Here is an 18799-nt window from a genome sequence, read left to right on the forward strand (position 1 = left end):
CATAATGCGCCTGGGTTACTACTAAAACCTATACCTCAATTGGCTTACTAATACCAGCACCTAAAACTGTTAATGCCCCTTTTGCACCTTGCCATTTAGTAGTTTGAGGGTTTTCTAAAAATGGTCTTAAACTAGAACCATCCAATTCTTTTTCAGAATTATCTTTAGTGATACTTCCACTTAAATTGCATAAATCTTTAAAGGTTGGATACATGTCAATCAATGAGACTGCCTCATCTACTTCATCTCCAACTTTAGAACGTTTTGGATCGCGAATTATAAAAGGTATTCTTGTACTTTCATCCCAAGGTGAATTTTTATATAAGTACTGCTTCTCTCCCATCTGCCAACCATGATCGCTAACAAGAACCACAATCGTATTTTCCTTAAACCTAGTATTATCCAAAGCATCAATTACACGCCCAACCTGATCGTCAACAAAAGCTATACACGCTAAATAGGCTTGTAGAAACTTACGTAAGCCCAAATCTCCTTCAGGGTAAGATTGTTTTAATTTTTGATAGTAAGCTAATCCCATTTCTGTAGCATTATAAACCGAAGTATAATGCACATCACTATTATCGTCTTTTATAATTTTTGGCATTTGGATGTCTTCCAACGGAAATAAATCGAAATACTTTTTGGGAGCGTATAAAGGTGTGTGAGGTTTTACAAAACCAATACCCATAAAGAAAGGTTCTTCTGCGTTATTTTCGTCAAGTTTTTTTATCGTATTTACAACCCATTCTGCATGTAATTCATCAGGCATTAAATCTCTAATAGAATCATTTTCATATATAAACTCTTTATTTCCATATGTCCAACCCGTTTCTTTAGTTTTTCCATTCTCATCAACTACTACTGGTATATCCGAAAATGGTGCAAACGAACCATCAACTACATTTATACTTCTGAAAGGTTCTGGAACTGATGGGTGACCGATTATTCGTTTACCTTTTTCATCTAGACCACTTGAAGCATGTGGCCCGTAATTTATTTGCTCTGGTACTCCCCAATGGTCCCAATAATTCTTTACATTTTTATGTAATAACTTACCTGTTCCATATGTTTTATATCCGTTTTCTTTAAATAGTTCAATAAACGTTTTATGATTTTTTAATCTAGCGTGTTTAAAATGAGGGGTCCACCCATAATCTCTGGAATTATGCGGATAAACTCCTGTCATTAAACTATTTCTTGATGGGGAACATACGGGAACATTTGAATGCCCATTAGTAAACTTAGTTCCAGAAAGCGCTAATTGGTCTATGTGCGGTGTTTTAGCTTGAGGGTGTCCACCAAATGCGCCTTGATAATCGTTTAAATCATCAATCATTATAAACAACACATTGGGCTTTGAATTTTTAGCAATAGTTACCTTTGGCCTACAAGAAAAAATTGATAAAGTAATTATCAAAATATTTATAGTTATAAATCTAGACGCTTTCATATATGTCTAAATATTTTTAATGAACCTATTATAAAATTGAAATTGAGAAAACTATTTGTCATGTATAGTAGAATCGTTTCACAATAGGCCTAATGTGAATGTTCAACTAGTAAATTGCAATAGACACTCTACAAATACCTCTTAATTTAAAGCTGAAATTATTTCAATTCTAAATTAAAATTACAATAAATCATATAGAATATAAAACTAAATTTTATTTTCTGTTTTTGAGTCTGAATTACAACTAAAAAGCACAAGTAAAACGTTTAAGAATAGTAATATTGAGATTAAGACTACTAAAATTTTCATTTAAATAATTATTTATTTCTTTTGAAAAGACTTACTCAAAACTAAAAACAGAACACCACATAGTAACCATGCAGGAAGTGTTACAAATGATAAGAACACATCAAATTGCACAGATATAAAGTAGAATATACCAAAACTAATAGCCCAAACCCAAAACACCGATTTATTGAATGATAAATTAGCTACTTCAGCATAATTCTTAACTATGCCAGCCTTTTTATGAAAGAAATGTTCAAATACTATTATAGCTCCAAAAGGAGCTAAAATGAAACCGTAAAGTGCGACAAAGCCTAATAACTTCATTGCAAATGCTGGGAATAAACCTGCTATTGTTGCTATTGCTCCAGCCAAAATTGTAACTTTTGCAGTAGATAATTTTGGTAAAATAGCCTGAAAAGCTAAGACCAGCTCTGTAAATTGTTGGATTTGCAGTTGTCCATCCTGCTAAAACTACAGCAATAATACCAAATACACCAATAGCATTATAAGCCATAGGTCCAGGAGCAACTGGAGGTGCAGAATTAGTTGATAAGAAAGCTTGTGCTTCAGGAGATTTTAAATAAACAGCATATAATAAAGCCGCTGCTATCCATGCCATATAATGGCCTACATACATTCCTGCAGCTGTAGCCCAACCTGCTTTTGCTTTTTTAGCAAATCTGAATACTGATAAATCCGACATACCAATATGCATAGCACCATTAGCAAACCATGACCATATAACAACATGCCAAAATGTAAATTTTGTTTGTCCTGGAAAAGGTTCCCCTCCTTCACCCCAAATATCCCAAAACTTAGAAAAACTATCAACTCCTAATTGACCAAGAGCCACTATACCTGCTGCAACAAATGCTAATACTATAAATGGAGACATCCAGTTTGCGGCTTTAGTAACAGTATCATAACCGCGTGCAGCGATTATTGAAATTACAGCACCTATTACAATTACAATGATTATCCATGTCATTCCATTAGGTAGTGTATCGTCTAGTTTAGGCATTGGCATATCAAAAGGAATACCTACTGCAGTTGCAGATACAGTAATCATTGAACCTGCTAGGAAACAAAATAAAATTCCGTTCGCTAAATTATATCCCGTAACTAATTTTTTACCACATATTTTTTCTAATTGAAAATATAGTGTCAACCTATTTTTAACTGCAATTTCAGCAGTTAAAAACCTCCAACTTAATACCGCTAATAAATTTCCTATTAATAATCCAATAATTAAATCGAAAGCACCTAACACCTGCTGTTAAAAATAATGGACCAATCATGAATTCTGTTCCGGCAGCATGCTCTCCAGCATACATACCTATAAAACTTTTCCATCCTTTTAATTTAGATTGTGGAACTGGAGTTCTTTCAAATTCTCCACCTGCTATTTCTTCGATGTCTTCTTCAATATTGTATTGGCTCATATAATTTAGCTTTAGTTAGTTGTTTGTTGGTTCTAGATTATTTAATTAAATGGTAAGGAAAATCTGTTGTTTTTTCACAGCACAATTGCTCCATAACTTGCTGTAATTCAGTTTTTAACAATGAAATAGTATGATCACCTCCTTTATTCCCTAAAGCAGAAACACCATACATAAATGAGCGCCCCATAAATGTAAATTTAGCACCACTTGCCATAGCTCTTGCAACATCAGGACCTGAGCGAATACCACTATCCATCATCACTTCTATTTGGTCTCCGTATTTTTCAGCAATTGTTGTTAATGGTTTTATTGTAGATTGCCCAGCATCTAATTGGCGTCCGCCATGATTAGAAACAATAATTCCATCAATTCCTAATCGTATTGCTTCTTCTGCATCATATTCTGAAGCAACACCTTTAAGTACCAATTTACCTTTCCACATATCACGGATAGGTTTTATTTTATCTTCATTTAATCTCCCGCTGAAGGTTTGATCCATGAACTTACCTAACTGTTTTAAATCTAAGCCTTTGGGCATGTAAGGTTTTAAAACCTCAAAATTTGGAATACCATGCTTTAGAGTTTGCAAACTCCAATGTGGTCTTCCAAATGCTTGCAAAATATTAGTTAAATTCATTTTTGGTGGCATTGCTAAACCATTTCTTATATCTCTTGGTCTAATACCAAACGTTGGAACATCACATAGAATAACTAAAACAGGACATTCTGCAGCTTCTGCTCGTTTAATAATATCGTCTCTTAATTTGTTTTCCGTAGGATGATATAATTGAAACCATGCTTTTCCTTCTGTTAGCTCACTAGCTCTCTCAATACTTGTTGTGGTTACTGTACTTAATATAAATGGAATGTTATGCTCAAAAGCTGCTTTAGCCAAAATTTCCGGAGAATTAGGCCACATAAGTCCTTGAAGACCTACTGGAGCTATACCAAAAGGGGCGTCATATTCAATACCAAACAATTCAGTTTTTAAAGAAGACCCATGATGCTTTCGTAAATAATTAGGCTTAAGTTGTACTTCTCTTAGCTCTGATGTATTTCTAATTAAATTAACATCTTCGTTACATCCACCATCCAAATATTCAAAAGCAAATTTTGGTATTTTTTTGAGCTTTAGTTCTCAAATCATCAATAGATGGATATCGGGTGTCAAAATGTATAGCCATGATATTTTATATTAAGATAAAAACTTTTTTCTTAAATCGTCTACTTGTTCATCATTAATTGGCACTAACTCGCCTAATGAATTACCTAGAACAATAGATTTTGCACTAAATTCTGCTACTTCTAGATAATCAAATGTTTGAAGTAGTTTATCTCCGGTAATAATAACTGAATCATTTTCGATAATCAGAGCTGTAGCACAACTATCTACTATTTCAGAATTATTATTTTTTCTAAAATGATCTCCATATTTTACAGCATTAATATCTTGAAGAAAAATCCAACTTTCTGGAATGGTTCTCACGTTCAAATAGCTATTCGTAACTCCAAAGGCCATCAAATAAGGGGACTGTGTCATGATAATAGAATTCACATCAGGATTACGATTATAAATTTCTTGATGAATCCAAGATGCTCTACTAGGTTTTTCTCCAGCTTCTCGTTTACCATCCTTAATTTGAACGATATCATCTATTTCTAAATCCCATCGGTTAATTTCCGTTGGTGTAATCAAAAAATCATTATCTTTCCATCGCATTGATACAGTACCGTAAGAACTTATCATTAAACCTTGCTGACAAGAACGTTGTACAATTCTACAAATTTCTGAGCGCTTCTCAACTTCATCAGCTGGATAATTAGTAATTTCCATTTCAGGTAATACACCAGTTGCTTGATCTTCAAATTCATCAATTTGTTCATCTGTCAAATAATTTGGCGTACCTATTTGAGAGCCATATAAAATGGTACTTGCACAAAATTCTAAAGCTTCAAAACGTTCAAAAGCATCTGTTAAATCACTACCTCCCAAAACGGTACCATGATTCTCCATAATTATAGCTTTGTATCCTTTTTTAAATTCATCTGCAATTACTTCTCCTAAATCTTCACTTCCTGGAAGCCTGTATTTTGCATAGCCAATAGGACCACATATATGTTTTGCTTGAGATATAATATTAGTATTTGGAATTTGTCGTACAATACTAAACGACACTAATGCTGGTGGGTGAGCGTGAATTACTGATTTAATATCAGGTCTCGCTTCATAAATAGCTTTATGAAAAGGAAATTCTGAAGATGGCTTGTGTTTACCTATAATGGTACCATCTTTTTTTACACAAATTATATCTGTAGCCCTTAAAGAACCTTTATCAATAGCAGAAGGTGTTACCCAAATATCTCCATTATCATCAATTATTGAAATATTTCCACCTGAGGTAGTAGTCATTCCCCTTTTATAGATTCTATCTATAATTTCTGTAATTTGATTTCTTGGATGTTTTAAATTTATGTTTTTAGACATCTTCTTTAATTTGAAATTATATAATTGAAATGATTATATTTCAATATATTAATATTTTAAAAATTAGCTTTTTACAATAAAAGGCACATGCTTTTTAAGGGCATAATTTTCTTTTAAAAACTTAGAGTTTAATTTATTATCTGAAATTGCAATAGCAGCACCCAATGCAGACCCTAATGAAGCATCTGTTGTGCTGTAATTTTTTCTCTAAAATGATGAGATAACAGTTTTATGTAGATATCATTGTTGCTAAAACCGCCATCAACATATATTCTGGCAATATTATCTCCACCTAGAGCCGCTTTTATGCATTTAATTTGTAACTGAACAAGCTCAGTCATTAACTGGTGATATGCATGTTCATATTTATGATACGTAATATGAGTTTTTGCAGGCATATTTTTGTCTGTAATACTCTCCCATCTATAACAATATTTAAAATCTTGTATAATTTCAAAATAAGTATCATAATCAAAACTAACAGTACGATGATAATCATCACTTACACCAAAATGTTTATCTAGTTTTGCAACTTGCACTTTATACTCATTACCTAAAAATATGCGTGTTGCTTTAACAGGTTTTCCATTAATTCGCATGTAATTAAGCGCATCTTTTTTGTAAACCTCCTCAGAAATTGGGTTTTCTGTAAATGGATTAAAAACAATACTCCAAGTACCAGTAGATACTAAAACAAATTTTTTCTTGATGCTTCTTACATAAGGAAGTAATGCTGCTGAACTATCATGAATACCAACACCTATTTTAATTCGACTACCGTTGTAGTTCATATTTATACTTGTCTCAGTAGAAACTATAGGTGGTAAAATTTTATCAAAACCTTCTTTATAAACCCAATTGTGGTAATCTTTTTTAGTATAATCCCATAATGCTGTATGACAGCCTATGCTTGTATATTCACTTAAAGGAATACCTGTAAATATGTAACTTAAATATTGTGGTAAGTGCAAAGAATATTTTATCTTTTTATAAACTTCTGGTTTAGTATTTTTTAACCAATATAACTGGAGTCCAGAATTTAGCATACTTAAATCTGCGCATCCTGTAGTTTTAAGAAATTCTTCTTTTGGACCGTAATCTTCAAAGAAAGATGAAACAATGTTTTCAGGTAATGGTTTGGTGTAATTGTAAAGCGGTGTTAATGGGTTTCCATCTTCGTCAATATGAACAAAACTAGCACCATAAGTTGAAAAATTAATAGCTTTAACTTCAAACTTATTAGATTTTAAGATTCTATTAAAAACATCTTTTAACCATTTTTGTAATTCTGGAAGGTTTTCTGTTGGATGTCCATCTTCATCTTCAATTTCATCAAAAGAAATATATTCTTTATGAACTTCTTTAAAATCCTTATCAAATAGAAAGAACTTTTTATTGGTTTTACCTATATCAAAAACAGCGGTTACTTTCTTCATAATAAAAGATTAAAGTCCTGTGGCTACAGTATGTTTACCTCTTTCTTTTATAAGTCCTTCTCTAACGCTTAAAGTTCTATAAGCATTAATTGGACTTAAAACACCTCCAACATTTAAACGTGCTTTTTCAAGTAAAGGTCTTACATCAGTTCTGTAAGCACCTTGTAAAATTTCTTGACATTTAACCACATCATTATCAATTTGGGCCGCTTTCAAGGCATTTTGGTCAATTAGCATCGCTTTTGCATATGCTTCTTGAATAGCTTCTAAAGACTGAATTAAATCTTCTAAAGGGTCTTTTACGTTATGACTCGCATCAATCATCCAAGCTAAATCTGGGTTTTGAGGATTATTTTGCATACCATAAACCAATTCATTGAAGATTAAGAATAATGCGTAAGGTTTGATACTTCCAACAGTTAAATCATCATCACCATATTTACTATCGTTGAAGTGAAATCCTCCTAATTTACCTTTTAATTGTAAAATAGAAACGATTTGTTCAATGTTGCTATTTGGTAAGTGATGTCCTAAATCTACAAGGGTGTAAGCTTTATCTCCACATCCATTAGCTAACATTAGTGATGCTCCCCAATCTTGAATTACAGTACTGTAAAAGTTTGGTTCGTAAGGTTTGTATTCAATTAACAATTTCCAATCGTCTGGTAAACCTTTATAAATATCTACTAAGCTATCTTGTGTGTTTTGAAACGCAGTTTGAAAGTTATTTTGTCCAGGAAAACAAGACCCATCAGCCAACCAAACAGTTAAACTTTTAGACCCTAACTTATTTCCAATATTGATAACATCTATGTTGTGCTGAATAGCTTGATCTCTTACCGCCTGACTAGTATTACTTAAAGAACCGTATTTATAACTTTCTTTAGCATCTTTTTGGTCTTGAAATGTATTAGAATTAACGGAATCAAATTTTATATTCAAGCCATCTGCTTGCTCTTTTATAGCTGCATAATCTGAAGGAATATCCCAAAGGATATGAAGAGATACAGCTCCAGCTGTTTGTGTTAAACTATGTAAAATACCAACATCATCAATTTTTTGTTCCAAGTTTTGAAGGTTCACCATAGAATCCAAAACGTCCGAAACGCGTACCTCCAGCTCCTAAAGCCCAACTTGGTATAGCCACTTGAAATTCAGCTAGCTTTGAAATAATATCAGAAACATCATGACCCTGCTTACTTAATTTATTTGCTAAAAAATCAAAGTTTTCGTTATGGCTTTCTATCCCTTTTTTATTGTAATCTGAGATTTGCTGTTTTTGTATTTTCATAATTTTAATATCTTTCAAAAAAAAAAAAAAGAAAACACCATAAACTTCAATTAAAACCTATGGAAGTTTTCTTTTTACTCAACTAAACTAAACAATTACTATATTATTTTTTAAATTTTATCTTACAAATGCATTGGCCATTCCGCCATCAACATTTATAATATTTCCTGTAGATTTATCAAGAATACCAACTAAGGAGAAAACACCGTTTGCTATATCATCTGGAGTGATGATTTCATTTAACAGGTTTCGTTTTGCATAAAATGCAGGTAATTCTTCAACAGTAATTCCATTGGCCTTAGCACGTCCTTCTGCCCAAGCACCTTCCCATATTTTACTACCTACAATAACACCATCTGGGTTTACTGTATTTACTCTAATTTTATCTTTTGCTAACTCAGCAGCTAATAAGCGTACCATATGTTGTTGTGCTGCTTTTGCAGTACCATAAGCTACATTATTAGGCCCAACCACTAATCCATTTTTGCTAGCAATAGATATATAATTTCCACCTAAACCTTGCTGACGCATTATAGTTGCAGCCTGTTTAGCCAAATCAAACTGACCTTTAACCAAAATACTTTGTAAAATATTCCAATCTTTATCTGTTGTATCTTCTAGTGGTTTTGAAATTGCTAATCCTGCACTATGTACAATAATATCTACACCTCCAAATTCGACACATGCTTTTTTGTAAGCAGATGCTATGGATTCCGTATTGAGTTACATCACATATAGCATAAGTAGACACATCTCTTTTGTATGTTGCATTAGCAGCAACAAGACTTTCTTCGTTGATATCTGTTAACACTACATTAGCGCCTTCAGCAGCCAATTTATCAGCAATAGCTTTACCTATTCCACCACCAGCTCCGGTAACAAAAGCTACCTTACGCGATAATGGTTGTTCTTTTGGCATACGTTGTAGTTTTGCTTCTTCTAATAACCAGTATTCTATATCAAAAGCCTCTTGTCTTGGTAATGATGTGTATTCTGTAATAGCTTCAGCTCCGCGCATTACATTAATAGCGTTTATATAAAACTCATTTGCGACACGTGTAGTTTGTTTGTTTTTTGCCAAAACTAAACATACCTACACCAGGATATATAATAATTACTGGATTAGCATCACGCATTGCAGGACTATTTGCCTTTTTGCATGTGTTGTAATAATCAGCATATTCTTGTCTGTAAGCTTCAAATGCTGGTTCTAACTTCTTTAAGATTGCATCAGCATCTGATAAATCTTCATTTTTATCTAAAGTTAATACTAGTGGCTGGATTTTTGTTCTTAAGAAATGATCCGGACAAGATGTACCCATTGGGGCCAATCTTTCTAAATCATTACTATTGATGTATTCCATCACAACATCTGTATCAGAAAAATGACCAATCATTCTGTTTTCTGAAGAACATAATCCTCTTAATAAAGGCATGATTTGAGCTGCTTTATCTAAACGCTCATCTTTTGGTAAACTTTCAATTTTTTGACCACCAAAAACACTCCCTTTTTCTTTTATTTTTTCTCTATAAATTCAGAAGCCATTTCTATAACCTCTAAACTATTCATATAACAGTCATAAGATGTATCTCCCCATGTGAATAAACCATGGCTACCTAATACAATACCTCTTATACCAGGGTTATCTGCTAAACATTTTTCAATTTGAAGTCCTAGATCAAAACCTGGACGCTGCCATGGCACCCAGCCCATAGTATCTCCCCAAATTTCTTTGGTAACTTGCTCACTATCTTTTGCTGCTGCAACGGCAATTAAAGCATCTGGATGTAAATGATCTATATGTGTAAATGGTAATAAACCGTGCAATGGTGTATCAATTGATGGTGCTTTACTATCTAAATCATAAATACTATGATTAAATAAACCTACCATACGATCTTCATCTTCTATACCGCCATAAACATTTTTTAAATTACGTAAACGATCTACATAAATTCCTGCTATGCCACTTCTGTTTAAAGTACCTATATCTCCACCAGAACCTTTAATCCACATAACTTCAACTTCCTCATTGGTAAGTGGATCTTTCTCCATTGTTCTACAGCTTGTATTTCCACCACCATAATTAGTGATTCTTAAGTCTGCCCCTAGAATGTTTGATCGGTATAAAAATAAATCTACTTGATTATCTCCTAACGCTGATGCTTTTTGTTCGTCCCACAAATAATCAACGTATTTAAAACTTTTCGTAATTTCCTTCATGTTCTATATTATAGTGAATTATGATACCAAAAATATACTTCAAAATAAACTTTTGTATCCTGTACTGTACCGTAAAGACAAAATTATTCATAAAAATATACTTTTTATTTCAAAAAAACCATTTACAATACTGTTATTCAGAAACTTAAGAATATAAAACCTTAATACAAAACATTATTTAATCTCTAGAACAATTTATTAAAAATACAATTCTCAATATGATAAAATTTAAAATATACTTTTAGATATTACCATCTCTTTCTATATATGTATTTACAGGATAACGCAGGATGCAACACACAATATCAAAATTTACTTTTGTCCCATATAGACAGATACATTTAATTTAATATGGATAAAAAACACCAAACTTTAGGAGAATTTATTATCAATAATCAAAATGATTTTAAGTATTCTTCAGGAGAACTTTCTCGATTAATAAACTCAATTCGCTTAGCAGCCAAAATTGTTAATCATGAAGTAAATAAAGCAGGCCTAGTAGATATATTAGGAGCAGCTGGTGAGACTAACATACAGGGTGAAGATCAGCAAAAGCTTGACGTTTACGCAAACGACATCTTTAAATCAGCTTTAGTCAATAGAGAAATTGTATGTGGCATAGCAAGTGAAGAAGAAGATGATTTTATTACAGTAGAAGGAAAATATAACGCGCATGACAATAAGTATGTTGTATTGATTGATCCGCTTGATGGCTCTTCAAATATTGATGTTAATGTCTCTGTTGGCACTATTTTTTCTATATACAGAAGAACAACCCCTTTAGGTATGCCAGTAAAAAAAGAAGATTTTTTACAAAAAGGAAACGAACAGGCGGCAGCTGGTTATATTGTTTATGGAACTTCGACAATGCTTGTTTATACAACAGGAAATGGTGTTAATGGATTTACGCTTAACCCTGCTATAGGAAGTTTTTATTTATCACACCCAAACATGAAGTTTCCAGAAACCGGCACTATTTTCTCCATAAACCAAGGTAACTATGCTCATTTTCCACAAGGGGTAAAAGATTATATAAAATATTGTCAGGAAGAAGAAGATGACAGGCCATATACATATAGATATATTGGGTCCATGGTATCCGATTTTCACAGAAATATGATTAAAGGAGGGATTTACATATACCCTACTAGCTCAAAAAGCTCCAAATGGAAAACTACGCCTATTGTATGAATGCAACCCTATGGCGTTTTTAACTGAACAAGCAGGTGGAAAAGCAACTGATGGATTTAAAAGGATTATGGATATTGAACCTAAAGAATTACACGAAAGAGCTCCTATTTTTTGTGGAAGTGTGAAAATGGTAGAAAAAGCAGAATCTTTTATGTAAAAAACATTCTAGTAATAAGTAAACAATTTATGGAAAATGGTCTCTTAAATTTGATATTATAAATAAAAAATAAAAAAATGATTTGGGAAAGAAAACACAATTACAAGATTCTATACAATTTCATTATATAGACAGACAATCCATATAATAGCTAAATTGTTATTAGATTTAAATTAAAAAGATTGTCTACATACTATGAGTTTATCAAAAAAAAGTTCTATTTTCAATTATCTAATTTTAAAAAAATGAATCTAATTAAATATATAAAAATTGATGAAAACTCAAGGGTTCCTAAATACCAACAAATTATAGATTCAATTATTCATAATATTTCTGCTGGAAATTTGACTATAGATCAAAAAATCCCTTCAATAAATATGTTTAGTGAGGAGTTTTATTTGTCTAGGGATACTGTCGAAAAAGCATATAGCATACTTAAAGAAAGAAATATTATTACTTCAATACGAGGTAAAGGGTTTTATATATCAAGAACCAAATTAATATCAAAAGTCAATATTTTATTTTTAGTAAATAAATTGAGTTCCTACAAATTACGCACTTACAATCATTTTATTAATGCCATTGGTCCAAATTCTCACACCGATTTACATATCTATCATTGTGATGAAACACTTTTTTGAACTTGTTAGATAAAAATAAATCTGCATATGATTATTTTATAATTATGCCACATTTTAAAACAGAGCAACTAAAACATGTAAGCCTAACAGAAAATGTAATTAAAGCCATAAAAAATATACCAATAGACAAACTAGTAATTCTAGATAACATAAAACCAAATATAGATGGTAGCCTTGTAGAAATTTATCAAGATTTTGAAAACGATATCTACAATGCCTTAACTGAAGGATTATCAAAAATAAAAAAATATAAAAAAATCATGCTTATTTATCCTGAAAAGGCTGTATACCCATACCCAAAGAAGGATTTTACATGGATTTAGAAAGTTTTGTGTTGAACACAAATTAGATTTTGAAATTCTAAATGAAGTATATGATGATATGATTTTAAAAAAGGGAGATTTATTTATTACTATTGAAGAAGCCGATTTAGTTAATCTAGTAAAACAGGTTAGAGAAGATGAGTATAAATTGGGAGATGAAATAGGAATAATATCTTATAATGACACACCTTTAAAAGAATTACTGGGAATTACTGTGATGTCTACAGATTTTAAAGTTATGGGAGAAACCGCGGCACAAATGATTCTAAACAAATCACAAGGCAAAGTAAAAGTACCATTTAATTTTATTGACAGAGAGTCCCTCTAATCTATACCAATTCCTTTTATTTATAAATCTATATTGAATACTTGACGGACTTTTAACTTCTATTATACTAAAAGTAGGTCTCTGTAGTTTTCTATATTATTTTATAATGACTGAGACACTTTTGTTTAAAAATTATTTTTAATATTCTTTATAAAAAGTTTTACTAACTCCTGTAATAACCTCTTCATTTTTAAATTTCAACATTTCGCCTTCCCCGATGTAAATACTTTTCAAATTTTGATTTCCATCTAATGTGACTATAGCAAAAGTACCTATAAAGTGTATAGCTTCATTTTTAAAAACTTGATCTTTGGATTGTGTTATAACAAACTGAATCAATTCCTTCTCCTGAATTTCACTAATTATTTTCAATCCTTTATAGTTACCATTTTCTTCAATTTTTGAAACCGATTTTATAGTAGTGCTTTCGGTTTCATTAAATGACTCATAAACTACCACAAAAGGATTTTTCCAAGCTTCTCCTTTATTCCGAATTACTAATGTTGGCGTCGGCAACTTATCATAAGGACTTGGAGACTCAAAAGTTGTAGGTGCTTTAACTTTAGTAAAAGTCCTATTTTCAAAACTAGGTATATGCAATTGCATGAAAACTTTTCCTTGGCTTAACCTTTTTGTATGAAATGTTGCTTTAACATCTTTCCCATAAACCTTTGATGTTTTTACATTTTTAAAAAAATGCCATCCTGGGTTTCTATATTGTTTATTATGTTTCCAATCGGTATTTGCATTTGCCATATAACGCTTAGGAGTATTTTTAAAATTCATATCCGTATTTTCAAAAACAAGTTTATCACCTATATTATGATATAAATAATCGTGATATTCGTTTGGCAACTCAGATTTTGATCTAAAAACATCTACATAATACCCAGTAGTTGGTGAGGTTCGTATTAAAGCCAATGTGCGTTCTTGAGTTCCCTCCGCTTTTTCTCCCTTATCGTCTTCAAAACTGGTTAGACTAAAAGAGTGGTATGGAGACACTCCTTCTTTACCAATTTCAGGCTCCATAGAAATTAATTCTACGGTGTTTATTCCTAAATTAACCCATCTGCCTTCACCTTGAGAACTTCCATTAACAATTACAGTATTGTGCGCAGCAAATAGTCTCGAGTAATTCTCATGAAGATCCTTTCCGTATCTTTTTCTACCATGGTCAACACCTAATACCTGTCCCTCACCGTATAATTCAATATTCATGCCTTCTGCATGTCCATGAACCATATGAGCACCACCTACAAAACACATTAAACCATCTTTTGGATTATTTGTGTTACTTAAATTTCGCTGCAACACAATACCCGCATGATATACTCTATCTGTCCTAGGTAAATCAATCTTAGCGACTTCTTTACTACTTTCATTATTGTACCAAAGCAAAGCCTCTGCATTTATTCTACGGTATTTACCTTTAGTCATGGCTCTTTTTATGAGCGGTGCAAATTTTTCTTGCAACTCAAGTAAACCATCCATTTTAGCCAACACATAGGCATTTTCATAAGCTTCATATGGTGCATGAGCTCTCCTATGTCCATCTCCCCATCTTATAATCTCATTGTTAGGATATACAAAATAATCTAACCTTGGTAGTGCATGTAATATGTTTTGATATTTTTTACCCAACTTTAAAGATGAATTATATTTGTTTACAACAAACAATAACTTTGCTAAAATTGCAGTAGAATGATTTAAATATTGTGATGTCTCAGGCCATATATCTCCTTTATTTTTATACTTTTTATACATGACATTAAGCGCATCTTGATTATCTGTGCTTTCAGTTAAGAAATAAGACAATAATGTTTCACGCTCTTTTTTGTTGTCCATCGCCAAAGCATTATAAACTAAGTTTGGTGACTCTAAAACTGAATGATTAGAACCCGTTTGACCGTAATTGATGGTGATCTCCGCATAGGTTCTACATACATCTTGAAGTTCGTTTATTGAGAAATTTACTTTTCTGTTTTTGATAATGTCAAATGGTTGTCCGCCGTTTTTAAGGTAAGACGCCGTAAAATCATAAATTAAAGGTACTTTATAACCTATAACACGTACTTCTCTAAAACCATCATAAGGAAACAGCCAACCACCCTAGCATGCCAATCTGAGAGTTTAGATTGTTGTACTGATTTTGTGAATGAATACAAAATACTACTTGCCAAGTATGCATATTTTTTGTCTTGTGTTAGATAATACATCATACCACAATCTATAGCAACTTGGAGGTATTTAACCAATAATTCCATATGCTCCTTTTCGGCATCTGTTGCATTATCAAGGTTTTTTTGAACGCCATTTTCAACATGATATGTCTTAAAAAAAGGAGGATAGCTTCCTTCTTGAGCTTCAGACCAATTAAATGGAAGTTGTCTTAAATAAGATTTTGGGTTTTGGTAAAATTTTTTAACCTGAAAATCGGTTGTCGTTTTCAATTCTAAATAGATGTTTTTTGCCCAATCTTGAGTATCTATTTTTTCAAGAACTTTACTTCGCTCTTTAGATGTTACTAAAATAAATGGACGCTCCATTTCTTGACTAATTGCATTTAAACAACTTGTAATTAGCAGTACTGATAACAGAACTATTTTACTTTTAAAAAGCCTCATCTCTTTATAAAACATCCAACTAATTTTATCGCCATTATACTATAAATTGATTTACTTATAACTATTGGCTAGTTCTTGCTTGATTTTTAGATCTTTTCGCATGTCTTCAAGCACTTTCATATAGCTTTCATCTGCCACTACATTCTTGTTCTCATCAGGGTCTAATTTACGATTGTACAACATCTCTTCACCATTTTCATATAATGAATAGGTAAAACCTTCCGTTATAATAGCATCAGCCTTTTTAAAACGCGCATAAGCGTTTTCTCTAAACTTCTGTTTAGGATTATCTAAAACGGATTTAAAGCTCTCACCCATAATATAATCAGGTGTGGCTAAGTTGGCTAAATCACAAAGTGTAGGGTAAATATCAACACTCTCAACTAAAGCTTCGGTTTGCTGCCCCTTGGCTTTTCCAGGTACTTTTACAATCAAAGGTACTTGCAAAGCATTATGTAAGGTATTGTGCTTACCCCAAAACTCGTGCTCTCCCAAATGCCAACCATGGTCTCCCCATAATACCACAATCGTATTTTCTGCTAAACCAAGAGTTTCAAGCTCATTAAGCACCTCGCCTACCAATTCATCTACATAACTAACACAGGCATAATAGCCATGACGCATCATTTTATGAAATTCGTCCGTATTAGGCTTATAGTCACCAAAGCTATAGGTTTTAAATTCAGTACTACCTCTTAATGAACTTGGTGCATTTTTAGGTAAATGGCGGTTATCGGCTATCTCTATTAAATCTCTATCATACAAATCCCAGTACTTCTTGGGTGCATAAAACGGCATGTGCGGACGAAAAAATCCACAAGCCATAAAAAAGGGTTCTCCAGATGCTTTTAAATGTCGTAAATCACTAATGGTTTTTTGCGCTATTTTATAATCAGGATACACACTATTATCTACTTCTGGCGCTTCGTATACACGACCATTCCCTGATTTCATTATCACTTTTGTAGTCTCAGGGTCGTAACTAACTCTGTGTCCTCCCTCAGACATCCATGGGTTTTGACTCCAACTAGCCTCTTGAACATCTTTATTATAGTGAAAAATCTTTCCGTTAGAAATGCTGGTATAGCCAGCATCTTTAAAAATACCAGGTAGTGTTTTGGCATTTGGGACGTCCTCTTGGGCCTTTGCTCTATAATCTACAAAACGTGTTTTTGTAGGTAGAATACTTGTGAGCAAACTCACTCTTGAAGCCCCACAAACAGGAACGTTACAATAGGCTCGGTTAAAAACAATGGCTTCCTGCGCCAGTTTATCTATGTTTGGCGACTTTACTTGAGGTGCATCATAACAGCCTAATTCAGGTCGCAAATCATCAATAGCAATAAACAAAACGTTCATTGGTTTTTGGTCTTGTGCCTCAACGGTTTTCTCTTTTTCATTTTTGCATGATATGAAAAGGATTAGTAAACCAAATATGTAAGTGAAGAATTTATTCATTTTATGATGCTTTTTTACCAATGTTCAATTACAATATAATCGCCTTTTTTTAATGTGTTTTTTATAGAATCAGGAATTTTTCGCCTAGGGGTATCTTGGTCTAGTTTGAAACCTTTTTTTCCTTTTGGTGTGATAATGGGCATGTTTCCGACGGAATCATCTAAAAAATCCCCTTGAGATTTCATCCAACTAAATAAATCTTGTTTCAATTGTTCTTTAATCCTTTGTAATTCTGATTTCTTAATTAAATTATGTTGTTCGAAAGGATCGTTTTGTAAATCGTATAATTCTTCAAATGGCTCATTTTTATATGCATTTGCCCCCTTTTGATGAAGTAATCTACATTAGGTTTTCCTGTTAAGTTTTGCGCAACCACTTCCAATGAATTAAAGTTTCTGATGTATTTATAACGTTTATCACGAATCATTCTTGATGGGAAAACCTCAGAATTTAAAATATTCTGATTGGTTCTAACACCATATACATATTTGTTTACTTCAACATCCTTACCTTGTAGTAGTGGTAAAAAGCTATTTCCATCCATGTCGTTAGGAGATTTTCCTTCTGCAATGGCCATAAAAGTTGGTAATACATCAGTATAATGAATGAGTTGATTTGAAGTAGTCCCAGGCTTAATCACTTTTGGCCAACGTACTACAAACGGGACTTTTAAACCAATATCTTTAACTGTGAATTTCCCTGAAACACCATGGTCTGCACTATAAATAAATAGGGTATTGTCATCCAAATACTCATCTACTAGTTTTAAAACAACTTCTAGTTGTGTGTTATCTTCTTCGATACTTCGGTAATAGCCTGCTTTAGATTTCACATATGCTTTATCCTCTTTTTTGTGTTCATTAAAGGATAAAACTTTATACCATCAGCATTTGGGTTTTCAACATCAAAATATTTTCCATGTGGATACTTTGATGTGATAAACATACAAAATGGCTTTTTTGACGTTTTGAAGTAACTTTCTATACTGTCTAAAGGAATGTAATCTCGAGGCACATCTTTTTTAGGAACGGGTTCCCATTCTCTATCCCATTGATAAACACTTGCCGGTTTTACGTGACTTTTTCCTGCCAAAACCACTTCATATCCCAAATTTTTCATTTGAATAGTCACACTTTTAATGTCCGGCTTTGTTGCCGTATGATTTGCAAAACAACCGTTTTTGAGTGGATATTTGCCCGTAAAAAGTTGAGACCTGCTTGGTGCACAAATGGCTTGTGCTGTAAAAGCATTGTTAAAAAGCATACCTTCTTTTGCTAGACGGTCTACTGCAGATGTATTTACTTTTTCATTGCCGTAACAACCGTAATCATATACATCTTGGTCATCGGCTAAGTAGAAAATGATGTTAGGTTTTTTATAATCATTCTTTTTTTTGCGAAGACGATGAATTGCAACTTAAAAAAAGAATGGCTAAAAAATGAATATTGAAATTTTTGAAAA

Annotated in this window: 9 protein-coding genes and 6 pseudogenes; 2 read left to right on the forward strand and 13 right to left on the reverse strand. The window is 32.5% G+C overall.

What is annotated here, in order from left to right; translation table 11 throughout:
• Positions 1-28: 28 nt before the first annotated feature.
• The 7 genes and pseudogenes from AC0L5U_RS07290 to AC0L5U_RS07320 all read right to left on the reverse strand — a co-directional run bounded on the left by AC0L5U_RS07290 (position 29) and on the right by AC0L5U_RS07320 (position 10616).
• Positions 29-1450, reverse strand: coding sequence for a sulfatase (locus AC0L5U_RS07290; RefSeq protein WP_473415585.1), 1422 nt, complete (start codon positions 1448-1450; stop codon positions 29-31).
• 321 nt (positions 1451-1771) lie between these two features.
• Positions 1772-3180: pseudogene (locus AC0L5U_RS07295) on the reverse strand (purine-cytosine permease family protein).
• 37 nt (positions 3181-3217) lie between these two features.
• A pseudogene (locus tag AC0L5U_RS07300) lies at positions 3218-4364 on the reverse strand (alpha-hydroxy acid oxidase).
• An 11-nt stretch (positions 4365-4375) separates the two neighbouring features.
• Complete coding sequence (locus tag AC0L5U_RS07305; protein WP_473415586.1) at positions 4376-5665, reverse strand: class II aldolase/adducin family protein; 1290 nt, start codon at positions 5663-5665, stop codon at positions 4376-4378.
• A gap of 173 nt (positions 5666-5838) precedes the next feature.
• Positions 5839-7101: an FGGY-family carbohydrate kinase gene (locus AC0L5U_RS07310; protein ID WP_473415587.1), complete on the reverse strand. Its 1263-nt coding sequence runs from the start codon at positions 7099-7101 to the stop codon at positions 5839-5841.
• Positions 7102-7110: 9 nt separating this feature from the next.
• Positions 7111-8392: pseudogene (locus AC0L5U_RS07315) on the reverse strand (sugar isomerase).
• A 117-nt stretch (positions 8393-8509) separates the two neighbouring features.
• Positions 8510-10616, reverse strand: a pseudogene (locus AC0L5U_RS07320) (bifunctional aldolase/short-chain dehydrogenase).
• Between the two features lie 351 nt (positions 10617-10967).
• Here AC0L5U_RS07320 and fbp point away from each other — a divergent pair.
• Positions 10968-11964 (forward strand): annotated as a pseudogene (gene fbp / locus AC0L5U_RS07325) (class 1 fructose-bisphosphatase).
• A 245-nt stretch (positions 11965-12209) separates the two neighbouring features.
• Positions 12210-13256, forward strand: a pseudogene (locus AC0L5U_RS07330) (GntR family transcriptional regulator).
• A gap of 138 nt (positions 13257-13394) precedes the next feature.
• Here the strand turns inward: AC0L5U_RS07330 and AC0L5U_RS07335 are convergent.
• From AC0L5U_RS07335 to AC0L5U_RS07360, 6 genes are all read right to left on the reverse strand, one after another.
• Entirely contained in the window at positions 13395-15101 is a 1707-nt protein-coding gene (locus AC0L5U_RS07335) for an endo-acting ulvan lysase-like protein (protein WP_473415588.1), read from the reverse strand.
• 215 nt (positions 15102-15316) lie between these two features.
• Positions 15317-15895, reverse strand: coding sequence for a hypothetical protein (locus AC0L5U_RS07340; protein WP_473415591.1), 579 nt, complete (start codon positions 15893-15895; stop codon positions 15317-15319).
• Positions 15896-15931: 36 nt separating this feature from the next.
• Complete coding sequence (locus tag AC0L5U_RS07345; protein ID WP_473415594.1) at positions 15932-17338, reverse strand: sulfatase; 1407 nt, start codon at positions 17336-17338, stop codon at positions 15932-15934.
• A gap of 14 nt (positions 17339-17352) precedes the next feature.
• On the reverse strand, positions 17353-17547 hold the full coding sequence (locus AC0L5U_RS07350; RefSeq protein ID WP_473415595.1) for a hypothetical protein: 195 nt from the start codon (positions 17545-17547) through the stop codon (positions 17353-17355).
• A gap of 35 nt (positions 17548-17582) precedes the next feature.
• The gene (locus AC0L5U_RS07355; RefSeq protein WP_473415597.1) at positions 17583-18170 is read right to left on the reverse strand and encodes a sulfatase/phosphatase domain-containing protein; all 588 of its coding nucleotides are present in this window, start codon (positions 18168-18170) and stop codon (positions 17583-17585) included.
• Entirely contained in the window at positions 18167-18748 is a 582-nt protein-coding gene (locus tag AC0L5U_RS07360) for a sulfatase-like hydrolase/transferase (RefSeq protein ID WP_473416201.1), read from the reverse strand. The genes AC0L5U_RS07355 and AC0L5U_RS07360 overlap by 4 nt, the downstream gene beginning before the upstream one ends.
• Positions 18749-18799: the final 51 nt, after the last annotated feature.

It is taken from the genome of Jejuia sp. G7-7, assembly GCF_055808955.1.